The following is an 18656-nucleotide window of genomic DNA, read 5'->3' on the forward strand; positions in this document are numbered from 1 at the left end:
CCATGGATTGGATTAGAACAATAAAAACACTTCCCCGCAGAGTCATGTTGCCAGTCGCGGTAGGGCTATTAGGAAGCTTGCTTCTTCTCAGCCCTGCTCACGCCGCTGAAGATTATGCCATATTTTCTTTAGACTCTGGATTTGAAGAGATATCAATAAACAAAGCGCGAAAGCTCTATAGAGGGAAAACTAAACGCCTCAATGGCAAACGTGTTGAACTGTCTGATTGGCCTGAGAACAGTGCCGAAAGAGATGACTTTTATCAGCTTTTGCTTGGAAAAAATGCCGCTCAAATGAATGCACACTGGGCTGGTTTATCTTTTTCAGGAAAAGCGCGTTATCCAAGAGAAATCAAAACGGCGTCAACCGACAGCTTAGTGGACTGGCTTGATGACAAACCAAACCGTATTGGTTACTCCCCACTCTCTTCGGTTCCTCAAAATGCCAACATTCTCTACGTTATAAGTTCGGAGAAATAATATGAAAAGAATAATTACGTCAGTACTGTGTGCTTCAGTTGCCTCTCCGGCTTTTGCGATTATTGAACTTACCGATAATTTTTCGTTAAGCGGATTCGGTTCTACTTCTTGGGCAACCTCAGATAACGATAATCCATTAATCATCAACCGCGGTTTTACCGATGAAAATTGTTACGACTGTGATACCACATTTGGGGTTCAGTTAGACTACTTCTACAACTCATTCAAAGCTTCTGTGCAAGTTGTCAAACCACCCCAATATGATTGGAGTGACCCTCAATTAGAGTGGGCTTACGTCGGTTACGAGTTTAATGACTTCGATGTCAGTGTTGGACGCTTAAGGCTGCCACTGTTCCTTGCCTCTGAATACTACTATGTCGGCCAAGCCTATATGACGGCGAGACCCCCTACAGAGGTATATAACGCCGTATTAGGTATCACTGCCTTCAATGGTATCAAAGTGAGCTGGACTCATGATGTAAGCGATGAAGCTACCCTACTACTCTCTCCGTTTTTCGGAATTAAAGATAACAATGAAGTCGACTTCAATTCGACAACTGAGCTTGAATTTGAAACCAATCGAATGTTTGGTGCCAATCTACAATTGAGTGGTGATGACTATCGTTGGAACTTATCTTTCCTTGATTCAAATTTCGATCAAACGACAAAAATTAAAAACGTTGGCACGCTTCCAACAGTAGACAACCAACACATCCAACTTTGGTCGCTAGGCGCTGAATATGAATTTGGCCAAGCGGTATTGGCGAGCGAAGGTCAAATCAGTGACGTTTCTTCATCCATGTACGCCAGCCTAGGTTACCATTTAGGAGCATTCACACCTTACGTGGTATACGGCGCACAATTTAACGCCAATGAGCACTTAGAAGGGAATAGCTACTTAGTTGGTGTAGATTACGACTTGATGTCAAATATATCTATCAATGGTGAAATGCAATTCTTCGAAGCTCGTAGGTCAAACGGTGCCTTTATTGACGCCCCTAAAACCGATAAAGATGCATTGCTCTACACCATCATGTTGAGTTTTGTTTTTTAGCTCGAATTCAAATCGATGGTCACTCGCAGCAATTAAGATCCAAAAAAGCCAGTCGAATATTCGACTGGCTTTCTCAATAACGGTTTGTCAGCTTACCATTAACCCATCTAAATATTATGAGCTTGGCGCGACTCGTTTCTCTTTCAACTGCTCAATAACATAATCAGGAGCCACTTTACCTAGCTCACCCAAGCAATCATCGGTTTTTTCATTGCCATAGCGTACATAAATATCGCATACCGCGTATAACTGCTCTGGAGAGCCAGAGATCAAATACGCCTTCTCGAACGATTTAGTCGATTTGTCGATATCCAGCTCTTCTTGTAGTACCCCATTCAAGTACCAATAGTAGCTGTTGTCTTTTGCAAGGTTCGCGGCGACCTCGATCTCTTGAGCGGCTTGTTTCTTTTCTTCTAAGCGAACTAAAGTCAGTGATTTAGAGTAATGCAGTGCCGCGTTGTTTGGCACTTGCTCAATACCACGATCTAACACCGCAACTGCTTCTTGATCTTTAGTTTGCGCTCTAAAGTTATCTGCATAGCTCAACCAAACTTGGGCGTTGTTGCCATGGGACTGCACTAGCTCAACATAAATAGTTTCCGCTTTTTCCCATTCGTTATGCCAGCGTAAAACATCAGCAAACAACAATTGAAACTTTTCAGATTCTTGTGTTTCCAAAAATGTGATTAGCTCAGCAACAGGCTGTTCTATTTGAGCTTTCTGCTCGTCATCTAACGTATTGTAATCACGAACTAAATTGGATGTCGCTGTGTGACGCACCATCGAATCACTGTCTTTTAGCAAAGGAAAAACCAACGCCCAACGGTGCTCCAATTGATACGGTGCAGAACCGATAACCGACGCTTCACGAACTTCAGGGTTTTGATCTTTCAAACCTCTTGCCACCGCCACCAGCGCATTCTGGCTTGGGTATGAAGCAAGCTCTTGCAGTGCACCAGTACGATTTTCAACAGATTGATTTTGATCTTGTGCCATGTAAGACAACTGTTGAATACGGGTTTGTGTGTCCGTCATTTCAAGCACTTGATTGATATTTTGTGCCGGTGCGTCAACAGTTTGCTGAACGCTATTCGCTGCCATCGCAGACGTTGAAATCATTGCGGACGTTGAAACTAATAGAGCAACAGCCGTCGCTAAACTCTTCTTCATCATAGTATTACCTTAAACTGGAGAACTTAGCCTGTCCTTAGACTCGTATCTGATTAAATTTGTTTTGGACCTGTTGACCCAAAAAACGAGTTAAAACTTGGTCTCGAACGTAGCTTGTTGCGCCTGTTTTGCTCGATGCGCTATCAATACTGAATCGCTAAATTTGCCATGAGCCACTGGGTGCCCCATCGCACGAGCGATATACGCCATCGACTTGTCGACATGAGAAAAGAACTTGTGCCAACCTGCACATAAGTAGTTCAAGCCCGGTTCACCGGCACGAGTTTTGATAAAGCGGTTTTTAGGACATTCACCATGACAAGCAAACTTGTAGTCACATTGCTGGCACTGACTGGTCAATGTGCGTGATTTAGCAAAACCAAATTTCTGTTGTGGCGCGCTATACGCCAACTCATCAAGCTTGTCGTGGTGGATGTTGCCGATTTTGTATTCTGGGTAGACATAGTGGTCGCATGAGAAAACGTCGCCATTTGGCTCCATTGCCAAACCCTTTCCACATATCTCATTCAGAGTACAAAGCGGGTTAGGACGCCCTATCCATGTTTCTAAACTTGCTTCAAAATACTGAACGAACACTTTACCGATGTCGTTCTTCGCCCACTCATCAAATACAGAGATCAAGAAGTTACCCCAAGCCAAATCCGACACACACCACGATTCCATGATCGAGTCTTTATGGCCGGGGATCAGGCGTTTGTCGCCTTGTTTGAGCTGCTCGCTCACTTGGGATGTTTGTGGTGCAACCGTTCGGAACGTTTTCTGTTCAACGATAGGAATAAACTGCATTTGTGGAGACTTCACCACATCACGTAGGAAGCGATACACCTCAAGTGCATTTTGACTGGTGAGGTTATTCACACAAGTCAGCGTTGCGAATTTCACTTGGTGTTTGTGCAGCAGTTCAACGGCCGCCATCACTTGTTTGAATGTACCACGGCCTGCTCTGTTAACACGATACGCATTGTGCAGCATTTCAGGGCCATCAATACTCAAGCCGATTAGGAAATTGTTCTTTGCTAAGAATCGGCCCCAGTCGTCATTCAATAATGTGCCATTGGTTTGTAGATCGTTTGAGATCAACACACCTTCAGGTCGGTACTTTTTCTGTAGTTCAACCACTCTTTCAAAGTACGCTAAACCTAGCATGGTCGGTTCACCGCCCTGCCATGAAAAGATAATTTCAGGCGTATTTTGACCTTCGATGTATTGTCGGATGTAGGTTTCTAACGTCTCATCATCCATTCTTGGAGAACTGCCTTTCTTGTACTCCAACAAATCTTGCTTACTTAGGTAATAACAATATTTACAATCAATGTTGCACGCTGCACCAATTGGCTTAGCCATAACATGCAAGCGTTTAGACGCCTTACCATTGTATTGTGGACCTTGAGTAATGTGCATGATTTATCTACCTATCTTAGTATCTGTAGCCATCATAATGCCTATTTCAGTCAGTGGCATGTTATACCCTTTATAACCAATAGGAATGACCTTAAACGTTAAAATTGCCCTCTATTTCGAACATTCGAGGCACGTGATGAAATTTTTCAATTACAAACAATTAGCGGCGATCAGCAGCGTCACCATGACTATTTTCCTAAGCGGCTGTGCGAGCGTGCCTACACATCCTATAGCCCAACAAATCGACCAAGAAATGGTGCTAGTTGAAGGTGGTACATTCACCATGGGTTCGAACGATCCTGAAGCTACCAAAGCTGAACGACCAGCGCGAAATATAACTGTAGATAGTTTCTACATTGCGAAGTTTGAGGTAACTCAAGAATTGTTCGAATCGGTGATGGGTTCATCTCTCAGTTATTTCCAAAATCCACAAGTTCCGGTCAATAACTTAAGTTGGCAACAGGCGAACTACTTCGTTGAACAATTGAACGAACTTACGGGTGAAGAATACCGTCTGCCGACTGAAGCTGAATGGGAATTTGCAGCGAAAGGTGGCAACAAGAGCAAAGGCTATACTTACAGTGGTTCCAATAACTTAGATGATGTTGCGTGGTACTCAGCAAATTCTAAAAATAGCGCACACCCAGTCGGGCTAAAGAAGCCAAATGAACTAGGCTTATATGACATGACCGGAAACGTGGGTGAGTTTGTGATTGATGCCTTCGATGACACCTTCTACCGATTCGGTCCAACAGACAATCCTAACAATGCAAAACACAGCGACGTTGGTTTATCACATAAATCGGTTCGCGGTGGCAGCTTTGCTTATGACGAAAATGAATCTGAAAGTTACCGTCGCGACTTCGCAAGCCAATCGATCACTATGTCAGATATGGGCCTGCGTTTAGTTAAGGATACGAACTAACTAAAGATGCCGACGGTTATGACTCAATAATCTTCACAAACAATCCTAAAAATACGATTCGCACTGTACAAACATTAGAAATCTGACCAAACCTTAGAACTCTGCTGCAATACTGAATAAGGAAACTCTATGCAATACACCAAGCTTTCAGGACTTACACTCGCGTTACTCTGTGCCTTCCCTGTTTCGGCTGCGGAAAAGCCAGATCTAGTCCTTCAAATCACGGTAGATGGCCTGCGCGCAGACCTAATCGAACGATATAAGCACAACTTCGGTGAAGGCGGTTTCCGGTACTTAATGGATGATGGTACTTACTACACCAATGCGAATTACCAACATGGCAACACGGAAACGATCGTGGGGCACGTGTCGCTCGCAACAGGTGCGCCACCGAGCGTACACGGCATGGTAGGTAACGTTTGGTATGACCGTAGCGAAGAGCGTTTGGTGTATAACGTAGAAGACGGTAACTACCAAATGTTGACCTCTGGTGCGGGTGTCGACAAAGCAACTGAGATCGACCCAACGCAGAAGACAGCACAGGGCGATGGACGTTCTCCTGAGCCAATACTTTCCACCACGTTTGGTGACGAGTTGACGATTTCCAATAGTGGCAAATCAAAAGTGTTCGGTGTATCAGTGAAAGACCGCGGTGCTATCTCATTGGCGGGACACAGTGGTAAAGCCTTCTGGTTCTCCAAAGCGCAATCTGAGTTTGTCACCAGTAACTATTACTACGACGAGTATCCAGATTGGGTATCACGTTGGAACGAGAAAGCGATTGCTACTCAGTATTCGAAACAGAAGTGGGAGCTCTCGTTACCACGTGAGAAGTACACGCTGCAAGAGCACGATACCGAACACAAAGTGAAACTCGGTGACTTCCAACGCACCTTCCCTCACCCTTATGGTCCTGCAAGTTACAAGTACTACAGCACAACGCTAACCGTTAGCCCGGCTGGTGACGAGATCACAGAAAACTTTGCAAGCACACTGTTGATGCAAGAGAAGCTAGGCCAAAGTGACGTGACCGATTATCTGTCTGTGAGTTTCTCATCAAACGACTACGTGGTGCACTTATACGGCCCTGAAAGCCTAGAAACAGAAGACAACCTAATTCGACTTGATAAGACGATCGCCAAGCTTCTGAAAACCGTTGATAACCAAGTCGGACTAAAAAATACATTAATTGTGTTATCTGCCGATCATGGTGTCCCTGAATCTTCACCTGCGGCAAATGCGCTTGGCTTTAATCAAGCTCAATACTTCAATAAAGATACACTGCTCTCGAGTGGCGTAGAAAAAAGATTGAAGGATCAATTTGGTTTATCCAAAGACGCCATTCGCTTGTATGCACAGCCTTATATCTATCTGAATCACGATTTAATCGCAGAGAAGAAACTTGACCTAGCTAAAGTGCAGGAAGCGATCGCCGATGAAATAGCGAAAGTGAAGGGTGTGGCGTTTGCAGTATCAAGCAGCGATATTGCAGCGAACCGAGTGCCTGATACTCATGTGATGCAGCTAATCAAAAACAACTACCACCCTGCTCGTTCTGGTGACGTGTATGTGGTATTTGCACCGCGTAGTTACATTAACGACATGGAAGGCCTTCAAATAGCCTCTACACATGGCTCGCCATGGAAGTACGATACGCATGTGCCTGTAATCTTCGCAGGCTACGACGTTGAAGCTCAGAAGATCTCGCGGGCAATCACGCCATACGACATTGCGCCAACACTTTCGAACAAACTGGGTATAACCCAACCAAGTGGATCAATTGGAGAGGTGTTACAAGAGGTCACTGAGTAGAGTATACCTCTAAGGTTTCGTGAGCTAGATTTCAAATCCAGCACCCACTCATTAAAAGAGTCGTTTATCATATTCAGACTGATTCAGTCGAAACAGATAAGCGGCTCTTTTTGATCGATAAAGGATAGGTTGAATCTAACCTAGTTCTTACCAGAATATCGAAACGCTTCTCTGGTCAGCTGATCCAACTGGTCATCATTCATCTTGTTGTGCACAACCGTGATACGGCCTAAATAAACCAGTGGGACTTCTGCTTCACGCTCTTCCAAATGAAACTTGATCGCTTCGGCCGTTGCCACACCAAGGTCATCACTCATTCTCATTGGAGTCGCATCCAATTCATCCGTACGAATCTTTTCAATCTCTTTCGCTGTACCGCCCCAACCTGTCACATAGATTTCAGACAACATGTCGGCATTGTTTAATGCATCCACCGCTCCCATGGTCATCGCAGTATTGGCATTGTGAACCATGGTCACCTCAGGGAAATTACCGAGCACTAAACGAATTCCATCGGCACCGCCTATCTTCTGGTATTGCCCAAAATGCTCATACACTGTTAGCCAATCACCTTTCTCTTCCACGCAATCAATGAAACCTTGCGAGCGTTGGGTATCGGTTATTCCCGGTATCCCACGATTCGCTGAAAATTCTACGTCGTTACCGAGCTCTTTCACCACATGGTCACACAGGACATCGGCCCCCATCGCGCTTGAAAAATCGAACCAGCTATCCGGTTGATGTTTCCATTGTTCATTGGGCGTGTGAAAAGCCCAAATAAACGTTTTGAACTCTGTCGAAGCAGACAATTTTTGAATATTCTCAGCTTGAATACCCAGTTCAGAAGGACCGAAAATAACGAAGTCGTAAGGGGTTTCAGAGTTCAACACTTGTTCGGTGTATTGGGTCTGCAATGAGTGCTCAATTTGCCTTGAGGTGAACTCGCTGATCTCAAATGGTAACTCCAAAGCGACGAGCCTTTGCTTCAATGCTGTGTAATTTCTTGTCCAAAAGTCAGAAATATCTGCACTTGGGTAAATTAATGCAATTCTTACCGGTTTTTCTACCGACATTGGAGCCAAAAGAATCGGTTCGCCACTCACAGTCTCTTGAAATTTTTCGAGTTTCTGAGCATCAGCCTCCACCCTTATACGGTCGGACTTGGCGTACAAAGGGAGGGAAAAACACGCTGTCAGTAGGGTTAGCAAGACGTTTTTACAAATTTGACCCGGCATAACTGTTACCAAATGTTTGAATGTTTATTAACATTATTATAAATATAGAGCGATTATAAGTTAAAGCGTTTTATAAGCCATATGAATAAGAGATTAAATTTTGCGAGTTTGTTGCTCGCTATTACTTGCTACTCTCAGAGTTTTGCGGGTAATCATGAAGACGATTTCTTCCAATATGCTGAAGAAAAAGTGATGCGTGCGGTTTCCAACCAGCGAACGTGGAAAGGCCCCACACAAGGCCCTGCTGTGCGCCATGAAAAGAACGTTATTTTTGTCGCGTCTGATTTACGTAATGGTGGCGTTTATGGCGTTGGGAAAGGCATATCTGAAGCCATTTCTAACATCAATTGGCACCTTAGATTCATCGATGGATTAGGATCAGAAGTGCGCCAAGGTGCAGCTATCAGGAAAGCGATTGGTTTTGAACCCGATGCCATTGTTTTGGGCGGCATTGACGCTGTCCGACACAAAACCATTTTGAAACAAGCAGAAGATTTGGGAATTGTAGTCATTGGATGGCACGCGACTGAACTTGTCGGTGGTAATCCAGAAATAGGTTTATACACCAACATCACCACCGACCCTCTCGATGTGGCGGAAGTGGCCGCGCTACTCGCGATTGTAAACTCAAACGGTCGAGCGAGAACCGTGGTGTTCACCGACCCTAACTATGAAATCGCGATGATCAAAGCCAACGCGATGGTCAATACCATCAAGCGTTGCAGCACTTGTGATGTACTTGAGCTTAACTATTTACCGCTCGATAAAATTGCCGAGCAAATGCCTGCGACATTAAAGAACCTAGATGAGAAGTACGGCGAGAAAGTCACTCATCTCCTGGCAATTAACGACCTGTACATTGATTATGCTATCCCTTCTTTGGAATCAAACCTAGAGGAGTACCGGTTAATACCACAAAATATCTCAGCGGGTGATGGTAGCAAGGCCGCGTACAAAAGAATCAATAGCGGTCAATTCCAACTAGCAACAGTACCTGAGCCCTTATATCTACAAGGCTGGCAAATAGTCGACGAACTCAACCGAGCATTTAATCAAATGCCGCCAAGTGGGTACTCTGCCCCTGTGCATCTCGTCACGCCCGATAATGTTGAAGAGCTCATCAGCCAGTCAGACAAAGGCATCTACGACCCTAAAAATGGCTACCGTGAAGCGTATCTGAAAATTTGGAAGCCACAATGAAATTACCTCAGATAAACATTACCCAACGACTCATTATTTCGAACCTGCTTTCGCTTTTGATTGTCAGCTTTGCCGTCATCATGGTGATTCGATCTCTCTATTACGTCGAGTCGACGCTTAAAAACGAAACTTCTACACACGTATCAGACTTGATTGTTAACTCTGAAATCAGCCGACGCGTATTTACGCTCACCTCTCGAGTTAAGCTACTTGAACAAACTTTTTTGTTCAGTGAAACCACACTGTCGGAAGAAGCATTTAATGTGGATTTCCAGCTTCAACGACTCAGAGACCTATCAACTAACGAAGGTTTCTCGCAAAAAATTGATGCCTTTATCGATAACTTCCACCGTTTCTTAGGCAGTTCGCTCGCATTGAATCGAATTCTAAAACAGACCAATCAGATCGACGCCACCTTAGCCGAACAGCTTGATCAGCTCGAATTTGCGATAGCCGACAGCAAGCTTAGGCACTTAGACCAACCCAATTTCATTCGTTATAACAATGAATTAGATCTTATCAACATGTTGAGAGAGTCGTTCCTCACCTCAGGAAAAATGGTTGGAGACATTCACAGTCGCATCACGCCAGAAACGGAGAAAGTACTGCTTATCGAAGTCGAGAAAGAACTCGATATATTCTTACTCCACTTAGAAAACGTTGATATCGAAACGACGGCGGTTATTGCTGAGAAGAAAAGAATCAATCGAACGGTGAAACGATACAACGCTGCTTTGAAGCGCATTAGAGCTAACCTGGAGCAGCGTTGGTTGGTGATGGCTTCACTCTTAGTCGCTCAAAGCGACCTATTGGAGATGGTAGAAAAAACCGAGTCACGCGTACAAAGCCAAGCCTTAGAATTAACCGACCAGCTTGAAAAAGAGATCGGTTTATCAAGACTAAACGCCATTATTATCAGTTTTTCAGCCGTTGTATTATCGATGTTGTTGGTTCACCACGTTGTTCGACATCACATTCGAAAGCCACTCAATGCACTGAGACATGGCTTCGATCGTCTAGAGTCTGGAAGCCTAAAAAACCCCATTAACTTGGGCCGAAGTGACGAATGGTCTCACTTAGAGAAAGCCTATAATGATATGGCTTCAAGGCTATCTAAAGCATACCTAGACCTCACGGAAGAAAAAAAGAATTTCGACTTCCTCGCCCACCACGATCCACTGACCAGTTTGGCAAATCGACTATTGGCGACCAAACAGTTAGATGAAGAGATCAGGAAATCCTATGAGAACAACGCCTCTTTCTTGCTGTTCTACCTCGACATTGACGAGTTTAAGACCATTAATGATTCTTTAGGGCATGCACCAGGTGACAACTTATTAGTCAATGTCGGGCACATATTGAGTAACTTAGTGGGTGATAAAGGCTTTGTTGCGCGAATGGGCGGAGACGAGTTCTTGGTTGTTTACTCAAACATTGGGTTAGACGAAGGCGAACCTATCGCAGACCGCTTAAATCAAGCGTTAAGAAAGCCTTATTACATCGATGATAATTCTATCTTTGTATCGGCGAGTATTGGTGTGTGTGAGTACCCTACTCATGGTTTAGATCGTGAAACTCTAATCAGAAATGCGGACACAGCAATGTATCACGCAAAGCGAAACGGCCGAGATCAATATCGCGTCTACGCGGACGAAATGACTCACGAGGTAAATGACTTGATTGAAACCAACATGGGGCTTCATCAAGCCATTGCCAATGACGAGCTTGAAGTCTTCTTCCAACCCAAAGTCAACTTAGACTCGCAAGACATCATTGGTGCCGAAGCTCTAATACGTTGGCGTCACCCTAAACTGGGCTTATTACCGCCCGTCGATTTCCTTGAGGTTGCCGAAAAAAGTGATCTCATTATCGACATTGATAAATGGGTATTTAAGAAAGTAGCGAATCTGATTACCGAATGGCAACGCGCGGGAATGGAGCTACAGGGCGTAATTTTTTCCATCAACTTCTCAGCGAGAATGTTCTATATGACCGATCTCGCAGACCAGTTACAAGTGATACTCGACGAAACAGATTGTCAGCCTCATCAGCTGCTTCTGGAAATCACAGAAAGGGATATGATGCGAGATTTCGAGACCTGTTCAAGGACCATCGAGGTACTTCATTCTAAGGGTTACAAGATCGCTATCGATGATTTTGGAACGGGTTATTCTTCGTTGTCGGTGTTGAAGAATCTTTCCGCCGATTGCGTAAAATTAGATCGAAGCTTTATTGAAGATATTAACTCGTCAAAAGTAGATTATGAGATTACTTGCGCGGTTCTGAAGCTCGCGCAAATACTCGATTTCTCAGTGATTGCAGAAGGCCTTGAAACCCAGAATCATGTAACGACTCTGCGCCAGATCGGTTGCAAATACGCTCAAGGCTATTTCTTCGCGCGACCTTTGCCTATTGATGATTGGGTGTCCTACTTCTTGCTTAACTCAGAACAGAGCCCAAAAGAGGCTTAGTATCCGTTACTTAAATTAAACAATTCAGTAAGTTAAATTCTTTCACTGATTTATGTTTAAACAAGGGCTGCCTCCGGGCAGCACCAAGCGAAACATATCTTACGAGTCACACATGACTCTAACTTGCAGGTCAATATCCCGTCCCCTTGTAGTAAACACCGCTTACCTCAGCTCAGGGATACTGGCTTTCTTTCCATTTAAAATTGCGCGAATGCTTTCTATGACCATGCCCTTTAGAAGCTAACTTGATAACTCTTTTGCTGCCGCTTTGAGCTTAGTGCGCAACCACTTGTGACTAGGTTCATTAGTGCGACTGGGGTGCCAAATCATACACATATCGAGGTCTTCCAATTCAAATGGCAAAGGAAGTGTTTTAACGTCATATTTTTCAGAAAAGCAACGCACCGATGACATAGGTAGCACTCCAATGTAATCAGAGCCCTCAATAACAGGCAGCATCTCAACAACGCCAGCAGCTCGATAGACTATTCTACGTTTTTCAAGGTCACTGTAGTGTTCAGAACTCAATAAGCTTCTACGTGCATGCCATCTTGAAACAACCACATGATCAAGTGATAAAAACTGTTCCATATCGATAGTGTCACCAATCGTGGGATGGTCTTTACGGCACACCACCACCAGTTCCTCTTTAGAGATCACCTCATGCTTGAGCATGGTTCTTCCTCTTGGCGTCATATCGATAATGACATCATGTCTTTGAAGCCTTAAATCAGACTCGTAATCTTCCGTAAATAGAGGATGAACTTCTAATGCGATACCAGGTGCGACTTGACTGATTAACTGCATGACTCTTGGCATCATTTCATAACTCGCTGCTGAAACGCAGGCAATTGAAAACACACGGCCAGAGGTTTTAGGGTCAAAATCTCTTGATGCGGATAAGGTAGAAGTAAAGTTTTTAAGCGCAGCAGCCATTGCTGGATAGATATCGATAGCGAATGTGGTTGGCTCTACGCCAGAAGTAGTTCGATGAAACAGTGGCTCGTCATAGATATCTCTCAACCTTGCAAGCGCTTTGCTCACAGCTGGCTGGCTTATATCCATGCGATTAGCAGCCCTAGATAAGTTCTGCTCTTCATAAATAGCGACAAATATAGGAATTAGATTGAGTTCGGTACTTTTCATACAGTTCCATATTAAAGAAGCAGGTTCCCTATAGTAGAGAACCTGCCGATTTTGTTCGATGCGAATAACTAAAGTTTGCTACTTAGTTCTATCTTTTAAGTCTGGCAAGGCTTTAGGGATTTTCAAGCGGTCGAAAATTGAACGAGAATTGCTTGAGTTTGATGTGTCATTGGGTAAGTTACGTAACCCTCTCCACAAACGAGTAAATACGTTTTTGTCTTCTCGCCCTTGTTGAAGCGCTTCGCTATCTTCTAGCCAACGCTTTTGTCTATTCAATTTACCAAGTTGCGCTTTATCCAGCTCTAGCTGAGAGGTTTCGTTTCGTAATTGACGATAGATAAAGGTTCTTAATGCAGGCCAATTACCTTGCTTAAGTAAACGACGTAGTACCAACCAACCTGGTGTTGGGCGGTTCGCATAATAACGTTTAACAGAAACAAAGCACGCCACACTGAACAACAATGCCAGGCCAACGCTAATAAACACTGACATGTAAGCCTTGATGAAAGATTGGACTGTGTGTTTTGCTTCAAACACATTCCCTTTTATCACCACGTTTTCAATGCGTTGATTCTTGCTGTCCCACCACTGAAATGCAAACTCTGGCAACGTAAATTCACCGCCCTGCTGAATAACATAAACCGCCTCTTCAATTCGACTGGAACGGTAGTTACCACGATCTTGAGTATCATCTAAACGATTAGGTTGCGGGTAAGCTTGGTACTGCTGAGTCGATTCATTGTTCAACACGTCCGGAAGTAATACAGAAAGGCTGTCTTTTGCCTTGATGGTTACCGTTCGAGTAATAGCATCGCCTACTTTTAAGTTTTCACTCGAGCGTTGCCATTGTTGCTCTGTATCTACTTCTGTTGCAGAAAACCAAGGCGATTCATTATCAAGTAAACCTGAAGGCAACGAAGCTTCAAACTTAATTGGCTGCGTGTAAAGCGTGCCGCCAACGTTAGAGCCATCAGGTGCAGAAACTTGGACGCGAACCGGCACGGTTGGAATGACAAACTCGCCAGAAGTCATCGGATAGAGCGTCACTTCCCAACGCTGGCGTGACCATGTAGTGCCATTAACTCGTTCCGTGTAGTTCGTCGCGAGTTGGTTCCGCTGCTTAGCAATCACGTTAGGAATTTCGATACTGCCGATTCGAGTCCCTCCCGTTAACCAACGCGGCGTCGCCACCTCAATGTTCAGAATTACCTGCTCGTTAACGCTCACTTTGGTCGGCGTTATCTTATCAACTGACTTTGGCTTCTCCCCTACCCAAGCAATAAGCTCAACGTCACCACTTTTTTGGAGATCGAAGATATCTGCAGCAGAAGCAACAAAAGGAGAAAACCAACTCAATATAATAGTCATCGACAGTAACCACTTATGGGCTCTGAATCGCCCTACCTTTACTTGAATCGATTCAAGAGCTAAATCATATCGACTCATTGCGTTTGCTCCTGTTTTGATGCCTGTTCCTGTTTTGGTGTCTGTTCGATAGAAGGTGCAGGGTCTCTTAATTGAATTTGGAACTTGGACTTTAAGAAGAACTTAGGGTCCGCTTCCACTCGCTTCAACCACTTGTCGGCAAGTTCTTGGCTGCCCAAAATTTCATTGGCATTAAGCGTTTCCTTGAGCATCAATTCCGCTACCGTTTCTTCTTCAGCGCCATCACCCGTTCGCGGCTGATCGTCTTCGAGTTCTAAAGACTCTTCAGGGCCATCTGTGGTTCCGGACTGACTTTCACTGGTTCGGTTTACCTCTTCGACAATCCCGCTAAGCACTGCAAGGTTATTTTCCACATCCGTTCTTAGTTCTGGTGAAAGATCCTCTTTCTCGCTTAGGGATTTCAGAAGGTCTCGCGCCGCAAGATATTCACGCTGTCTGGCTAACGCACTCGCCGCGTTGTATAAACCGAGGTCAGTTTTGGTTTGCAGGAATGCACTGTGAGCGAGCTTAAAATCACGAGCATAGTAGTAAGCCGCGCCTTTTCTCATTGGGTCAGTAAAATGTTTGGCAGCTTGAAGATATTCTTTCTGATTCAACAGACGTTGACCTTGTTGGTCAGGCGTTAGCCATAAGTCCCACCACCATTGAGCGGTCTTATCCCAAGCCGTAACCGACTCCACCACAATTGGTTTCTCTGCGGTTAGGTTGACGGTTTTCGCCAAAGTGCTTGGTGAATACAGGCTGCCCGAAATCACTAGACCAACGACACACCACTGCACCAACCACCCTTTTCTGAACCATAGCAACATAATGAAAGCCATTAGAATAAGCAGTCCATAGCCCATGTCTTTCCAAGGCATTGAAGATTCGCCGTTGAGCTGCATGTTTCTTTCAACCGCTCTGTTCAGTTGTTGGATATCCGAATCATCAACGGTCACCTCAATCACTCGTCCACCCGTCTTACTCGCTAAGTTACGCAGTGAATCTAGGTCGACTGGGTTATCGCTCACTACATTACTGTTTCCTGCGGCTAGAATGAGCAACTGATACGGATTGTCGTTAAAGAAACTCTCGTACGCCCTAATGGTACTTGGGTTTACACCATCTGATACCAACAGTACAGAAGAGCCTAATTCACTAGACAGTTGTTGATTGATCAATGGCAGGGCTTCTTCTGCTGACTTACCTGATACCGGCATGATATCGGGTGTGATAGCCGCTAGAAACGGTTCGAATACCTTGCTGTCTTGAGTGACGGGCATCGCGACGTGTGCGCTGCCTGCGTAAACCACTAAGCCCGTATTACCGCCTTTGCGAGCTGCTAATAAGTCTCTAATCTTCTGCTTAGATCGTTCCAAGCGACTCGGTGGTAAGTCTTTAGCGAGCATAGATTCACTGTTATCAAGCACAACCAACATCGACGCTTTGTCTTCACCAAAAGGCGAAGCCTCACGCTGCCATGTTGGGCCAGAACAGATAATGATGGCGATAGTTACAATCACCACCAATAGCTTCAATGGTAGCTGCTTACGCCAGCCTGTTTCGCCAATCGTCAATGCATCACGTAAGTGTGCAGGTAGAATGTCTTTCCACGTTGGTTTGGTCTCTTCTCTCCAACGAACCCATAGCAGGAAGAACATCGGAATAAAGGCCAACAACCACAAAGGTCGGATAAAATGAAACTGGGTAAAGAACTGTTGCAGAGTGAGAGAATCAGGCATCATCCTCTCCTTTCAATTTTTTAGTTTTAGAAGTCAAAAGCGACCTTCTACGTAAAGTCGCCAGACTAAAGGCAGTCAGATACATCACAACAACAATCGCCATTAAGTAATGGTGCAGCCCCTGTTTAGGACGATAAGTGGTACTTTCATATAATTGTGGTTCTAGCTCACCAATCTGAGCGTAGGCTTTGGTCAGTTCGTCGCGGTTAAGCGCCTCAAAGGCTTCGCCACCAGACTCTTGAGCCACTCGTTTGATGGTTTCCATATCCAAAGCCACTTCACCAACGGTTTGTGGGTCACCCATGGCGATCACGTGAATACGAACGCCTTTCGCCTTCGCAACTTTGGCTGCATCAATCGGTTCAACAAAGCTTCCCGTATCATTACCGTCGGTTAATACGATCACGACCTTCTCTTTTTCGTTGACATCAACACTTGAATCTTGAGTGGCGGCACTTTGCTTTTCGCTTTGTTCAAACACCTTAATCGCCAAGCCAATTGCATCACCTAAGTGCGTGCTTTGCCCTGCCATCGCGACATCGGTTTGATTAAGCAGTTCAAGCCACACATCTTGGTCAGCTGTAAACGGTGTTTGTACAAACGCTGCATCACCAAAAAGAATCAAACCGAGTCGGTCCCCTTTTCGGGTAGTCGCAAAATCAGCCAGCACTTCTTTGGTCGCGTCCAAACGAGATATTTTATCGCCGCGCTTAGAGGTAAAGTCTTGTTCTGCCATTGAGCCAGATAAATCGACCACGACCATCACATCACGACCTAATTGTTCACGAACTTGTGGCTCTCCTAAGATGGTTGGTTTAGCTAACGCGCAAACCACGAGTACCCAAGTAATAATGAGTGTGGTTCGTTGCCACCAGCTTGGTGTTAGCTGGCTTGCCCCTTCAGACGGTGCTTCACCTATCGCTTCAACCAATTCACTGAAAAATGGCACCTTGATGGCCATTTGTTTGGTGCGATAAGCAGGCACTGCAAAGTAGACCAACAAAGGCAGAGGTAACGCGATAAACCACAGCGGATGCGCAAATTCAAAGCTGGAAGATAAAACATCAAACATTGTCTTGCCCCTCAACCGTTACCTTTACATTCGGCTTGTGAAGTTTTAGCCACATCATCGCGGTTTGAATTACCTCTAAACGCTGTTCAAAGCTCAAACGCACATTAGGGTCAATTAGGCTTTGCATCCATAATTCCGAAACTTCATCGGCAAAGAACGCATTGCTGTTTTCACTTGTGTTAGCGCTAACAGGCAGATAAGCGTTCAGACGGTTTACATAGGCTTTTCCAAACAGCTTTGCATTACTGCTGTCTAGGTAACGAAGTACCACTTTGAGGACTTTAAAGGTTCGTTCAGTTGAGTTCTTGTCTCTTGCATCCAATACCATGAGCTCTTGAAGCGCTTCTTTTCGATATCGGTTATTCCACCACCTTAGCGACAAACGGTAAGCCAAATAAAAAGCGCCCAATAACAAGGCAACGCCGAGGATCTTCCAGCCGATCGTTTGGGGAACCCAGCTCACGCTCTCGGGAATGGCGACATCATGTAGGTCGCGAAGGATATAAGTACTTGGAGGCGTATGTTCAACGGCCATCTAGCGCCCTCCCACTAACTTTTGAAGCTGTGAAATATGATGACCAGATGTGTCTAATTCGATATAAGGGAGGTTTTTCATCGCCATCAATTTAGCAAGAGATTGTTTTTGGAGTGCCGCTTTTTGAGCAAGGCTCTCGCTCGCAAGGTTGACCTTAGATTGGCTATCAAGATTAAGTTGAAAGCGACCATCACCCACCACCCAATTTGCGCTCGCAAGATCATGAGGCAGTGATTGTTCTAATGGATCAGTCACCATAATGGCTAGGATGTCATTGTGTTGTTGCAGTTGCTTTAATCGATCAAGGTGCTGCTCTTGACAGTCACGCCAGTCACTAATAAAAATTAAGGTCGACTGCTTGAGTCTCATTCGTTTTATCAGTTCAATCCACTGATTAAACCCAACACCCTCGCTGTCACTCACACTCACGTCTAAGCTTTGATTAGCCTTGGTAAGATGCTTTAACTGAGCCAATAAATCAGACTGTGAACGTTGTGCTTTGGTATGAAAGAGCTTTTGATGTGAGGCTAAAACAAAGCCGACACGGTCACCATCTTTCAGCACTCGCCATCCACACAATGCAGCGACTTCGGCGGCCACAACGGATTTCATGGTGTTTTGAGAGGCAAAGAACATCGAACTGCGCTGATCGACACAGATCATCACATTACGGTCTTTCTCTTCGGTATAGCTGCGAACATGAGGCTTCCCCGTTCGCATTGTCACTTTCCAATCGAGATTACGGATATCATCACCCAATTGGTAATGACGTAATTCTTCGAAGTTCAAACCACGACCACGGAACAGAGAATTATGTCGACCCGACAGTACACTGCCCGCCTTAAGATGAGGCAACAGAGAAAATGACTCAGCTTGAGTCTGAATTCGCACTAACCTTGAATAGTCACAGTACAATCGTGGATCAAGGCCTTGCGGTTTGGGAGCTTGTGTTGGCTTCGCCATGACGC

General features: G+C 44.8%; 15 protein-coding genes. 6 read left to right on the forward strand and 9 right to left on the reverse strand.

All coding sequences use genetic code 11. From position 1 onward, the window contains the following. Positions 1-2: 2 nt before the first annotated feature. Both DUN60_RS21710 and DUN60_RS21715 read left to right on the forward strand, forming a co-directional pair. Positions 3-479, forward strand: coding sequence for a hypothetical protein (locus tag DUN60_RS21710; RefSeq protein ID WP_065206039.1), 477 nt, complete (start codon positions 3-5; stop codon positions 477-479). Position 480: 1 nt separating this feature from the next. Beyond that, positions 481-1533: a porin family protein gene (locus DUN60_RS21715; RefSeq protein WP_114635423.1), complete on the forward strand. Its 1053-nt coding sequence runs from the start codon at positions 481-483 to the stop codon at positions 1531-1533. A gap of 114 nt (positions 1534-1647) precedes the next feature. Here the strand turns inward: DUN60_RS21715 and DUN60_RS21720 are convergent, their stop codons facing one another. Next, a complete protein-coding gene (locus tag DUN60_RS21720) occupies positions 1648-2706 on the reverse strand; it encodes a HEAT repeat domain-containing protein (RefSeq protein ID WP_114635424.1) in 1059 nt (352 codons plus the stop codon). A gap of 87 nt (positions 2707-2793) precedes the next feature. Next, positions 2794-4125, reverse strand: a complete 1332-nt coding sequence (locus DUN60_RS21725; RefSeq protein ID WP_114635425.1) for an anaerobic sulfatase maturase — start codon at positions 4123-4125, stop codon at positions 2794-2796. Between the two features lie 136 nt (positions 4126-4261). On the opposite strand from DUN60_RS21725, the gene DUN60_RS21730 reads away from it, so the two are divergent. Both DUN60_RS21730 and DUN60_RS21735 read left to right on the forward strand, forming a co-directional pair. After that, on the forward strand, positions 4262-5050 hold the full coding sequence (locus tag DUN60_RS21730; protein WP_054546959.1) for a formylglycine-generating enzyme family protein: 789 nt from the start codon (positions 4262-4264) through the stop codon (positions 5048-5050). Between the two features lie 129 nt (positions 5051-5179). Beyond that, complete coding sequence (locus DUN60_RS21735; RefSeq protein ID WP_054546960.1) at positions 5180-6862, forward strand: alkaline phosphatase family protein; 1683 nt, start codon at positions 5180-5182, stop codon at positions 6860-6862. Positions 6863-7002: 140 nt separating this feature from the next. Here the strand turns inward: DUN60_RS21735 and DUN60_RS21740 are convergent, their stop codons facing one another. After that, positions 7003-8097 carry a substrate-binding domain-containing protein gene (locus tag DUN60_RS21740; protein WP_029221937.1) on the reverse strand — a complete coding sequence of 365 codons (1095 nt, stop codon included), beginning with the start codon at positions 8095-8097 and terminating at the stop codon, positions 7003-7005. An 81-nt stretch (positions 8098-8178) separates the two neighbouring features. On the opposite strand from DUN60_RS21740, the gene DUN60_RS21745 reads away from it, so the two are divergent. Both DUN60_RS21745 and DUN60_RS21750 read left to right on the forward strand, forming a co-directional pair. Then, on the forward strand, positions 8179-9297 hold the full coding sequence (locus tag DUN60_RS21745) for a substrate-binding domain-containing protein (RefSeq protein ID WP_054546962.1): 1119 nt from the start codon (positions 8179-8181) through the stop codon (positions 9295-9297). Continuing rightward, positions 9294-11768, forward strand: a complete 2475-nt coding sequence (locus DUN60_RS21750; protein ID WP_054546963.1) for an EAL domain-containing protein — start codon at positions 9294-9296, stop codon at positions 11766-11768. The genes DUN60_RS21745 and DUN60_RS21750 overlap by 4 nt, the downstream gene beginning before the upstream one ends. A 240-nt stretch (positions 11769-12008) precedes the next feature. Here the strand turns inward: DUN60_RS21750 and DUN60_RS21760 are convergent, their stop codons facing one another. The 6 genes from DUN60_RS21760 to DUN60_RS21785 form a co-directional block, all read right to left on the reverse strand. Next, complete coding sequence (locus tag DUN60_RS21760) at positions 12009-12914, reverse strand: LysR family transcriptional regulator (protein WP_004730495.1); 906 nt, start codon at positions 12912-12914, stop codon at positions 12009-12011. A 78-nt stretch (positions 12915-12992) separates the two neighbouring features. Continuing rightward, positions 12993-14360 (reverse strand): BatD family protein, encoded by a 1368-nt coding sequence (locus DUN60_RS21765; RefSeq protein ID WP_114635426.1) that lies wholly within the window; start codon positions 14358-14360, stop codon positions 12993-12995. Next, positions 14357-16081, reverse strand: coding sequence for a VWA domain-containing protein (locus DUN60_RS21770; RefSeq protein WP_114635427.1), 1725 nt, complete (start codon positions 16079-16081; stop codon positions 14357-14359). The genes DUN60_RS21765 and DUN60_RS21770 overlap by 4 nt, the downstream gene beginning before the upstream one ends. After that, positions 16074-17153 (reverse strand): vWA domain-containing protein, encoded by a 1080-nt coding sequence (locus DUN60_RS21775; protein WP_054546966.1) that lies wholly within the window; start codon positions 17151-17153, stop codon positions 16074-16076. Before DUN60_RS21775 ends, DUN60_RS21770 begins: the two co-directional genes overlap by 8 nt. After that, on the reverse strand, positions 17146-17688 hold the full coding sequence (locus DUN60_RS21780) for a DUF4381 domain-containing protein (RefSeq protein WP_114635428.1): 543 nt from the start codon (positions 17686-17688) through the stop codon (positions 17146-17148). Before DUN60_RS21780 ends, DUN60_RS21775 begins: the two co-directional genes overlap by 8 nt. After that, positions 17689-18651, reverse strand: a complete 963-nt coding sequence (locus tag DUN60_RS21785; RefSeq protein ID WP_114635429.1) for a DUF58 domain-containing protein — start codon at positions 18649-18651, stop codon at positions 17689-17691. Positions 18652-18656: the final 5 nt, after the last annotated feature.

This window comes from Vibrio splendidus, from assembly GCF_003345295.1.
Taxonomy (GTDB): Bacteria; Pseudomonadota; Gammaproteobacteria; order Enterobacterales; family Vibrionaceae; genus Vibrio; species Vibrio splendidus_K.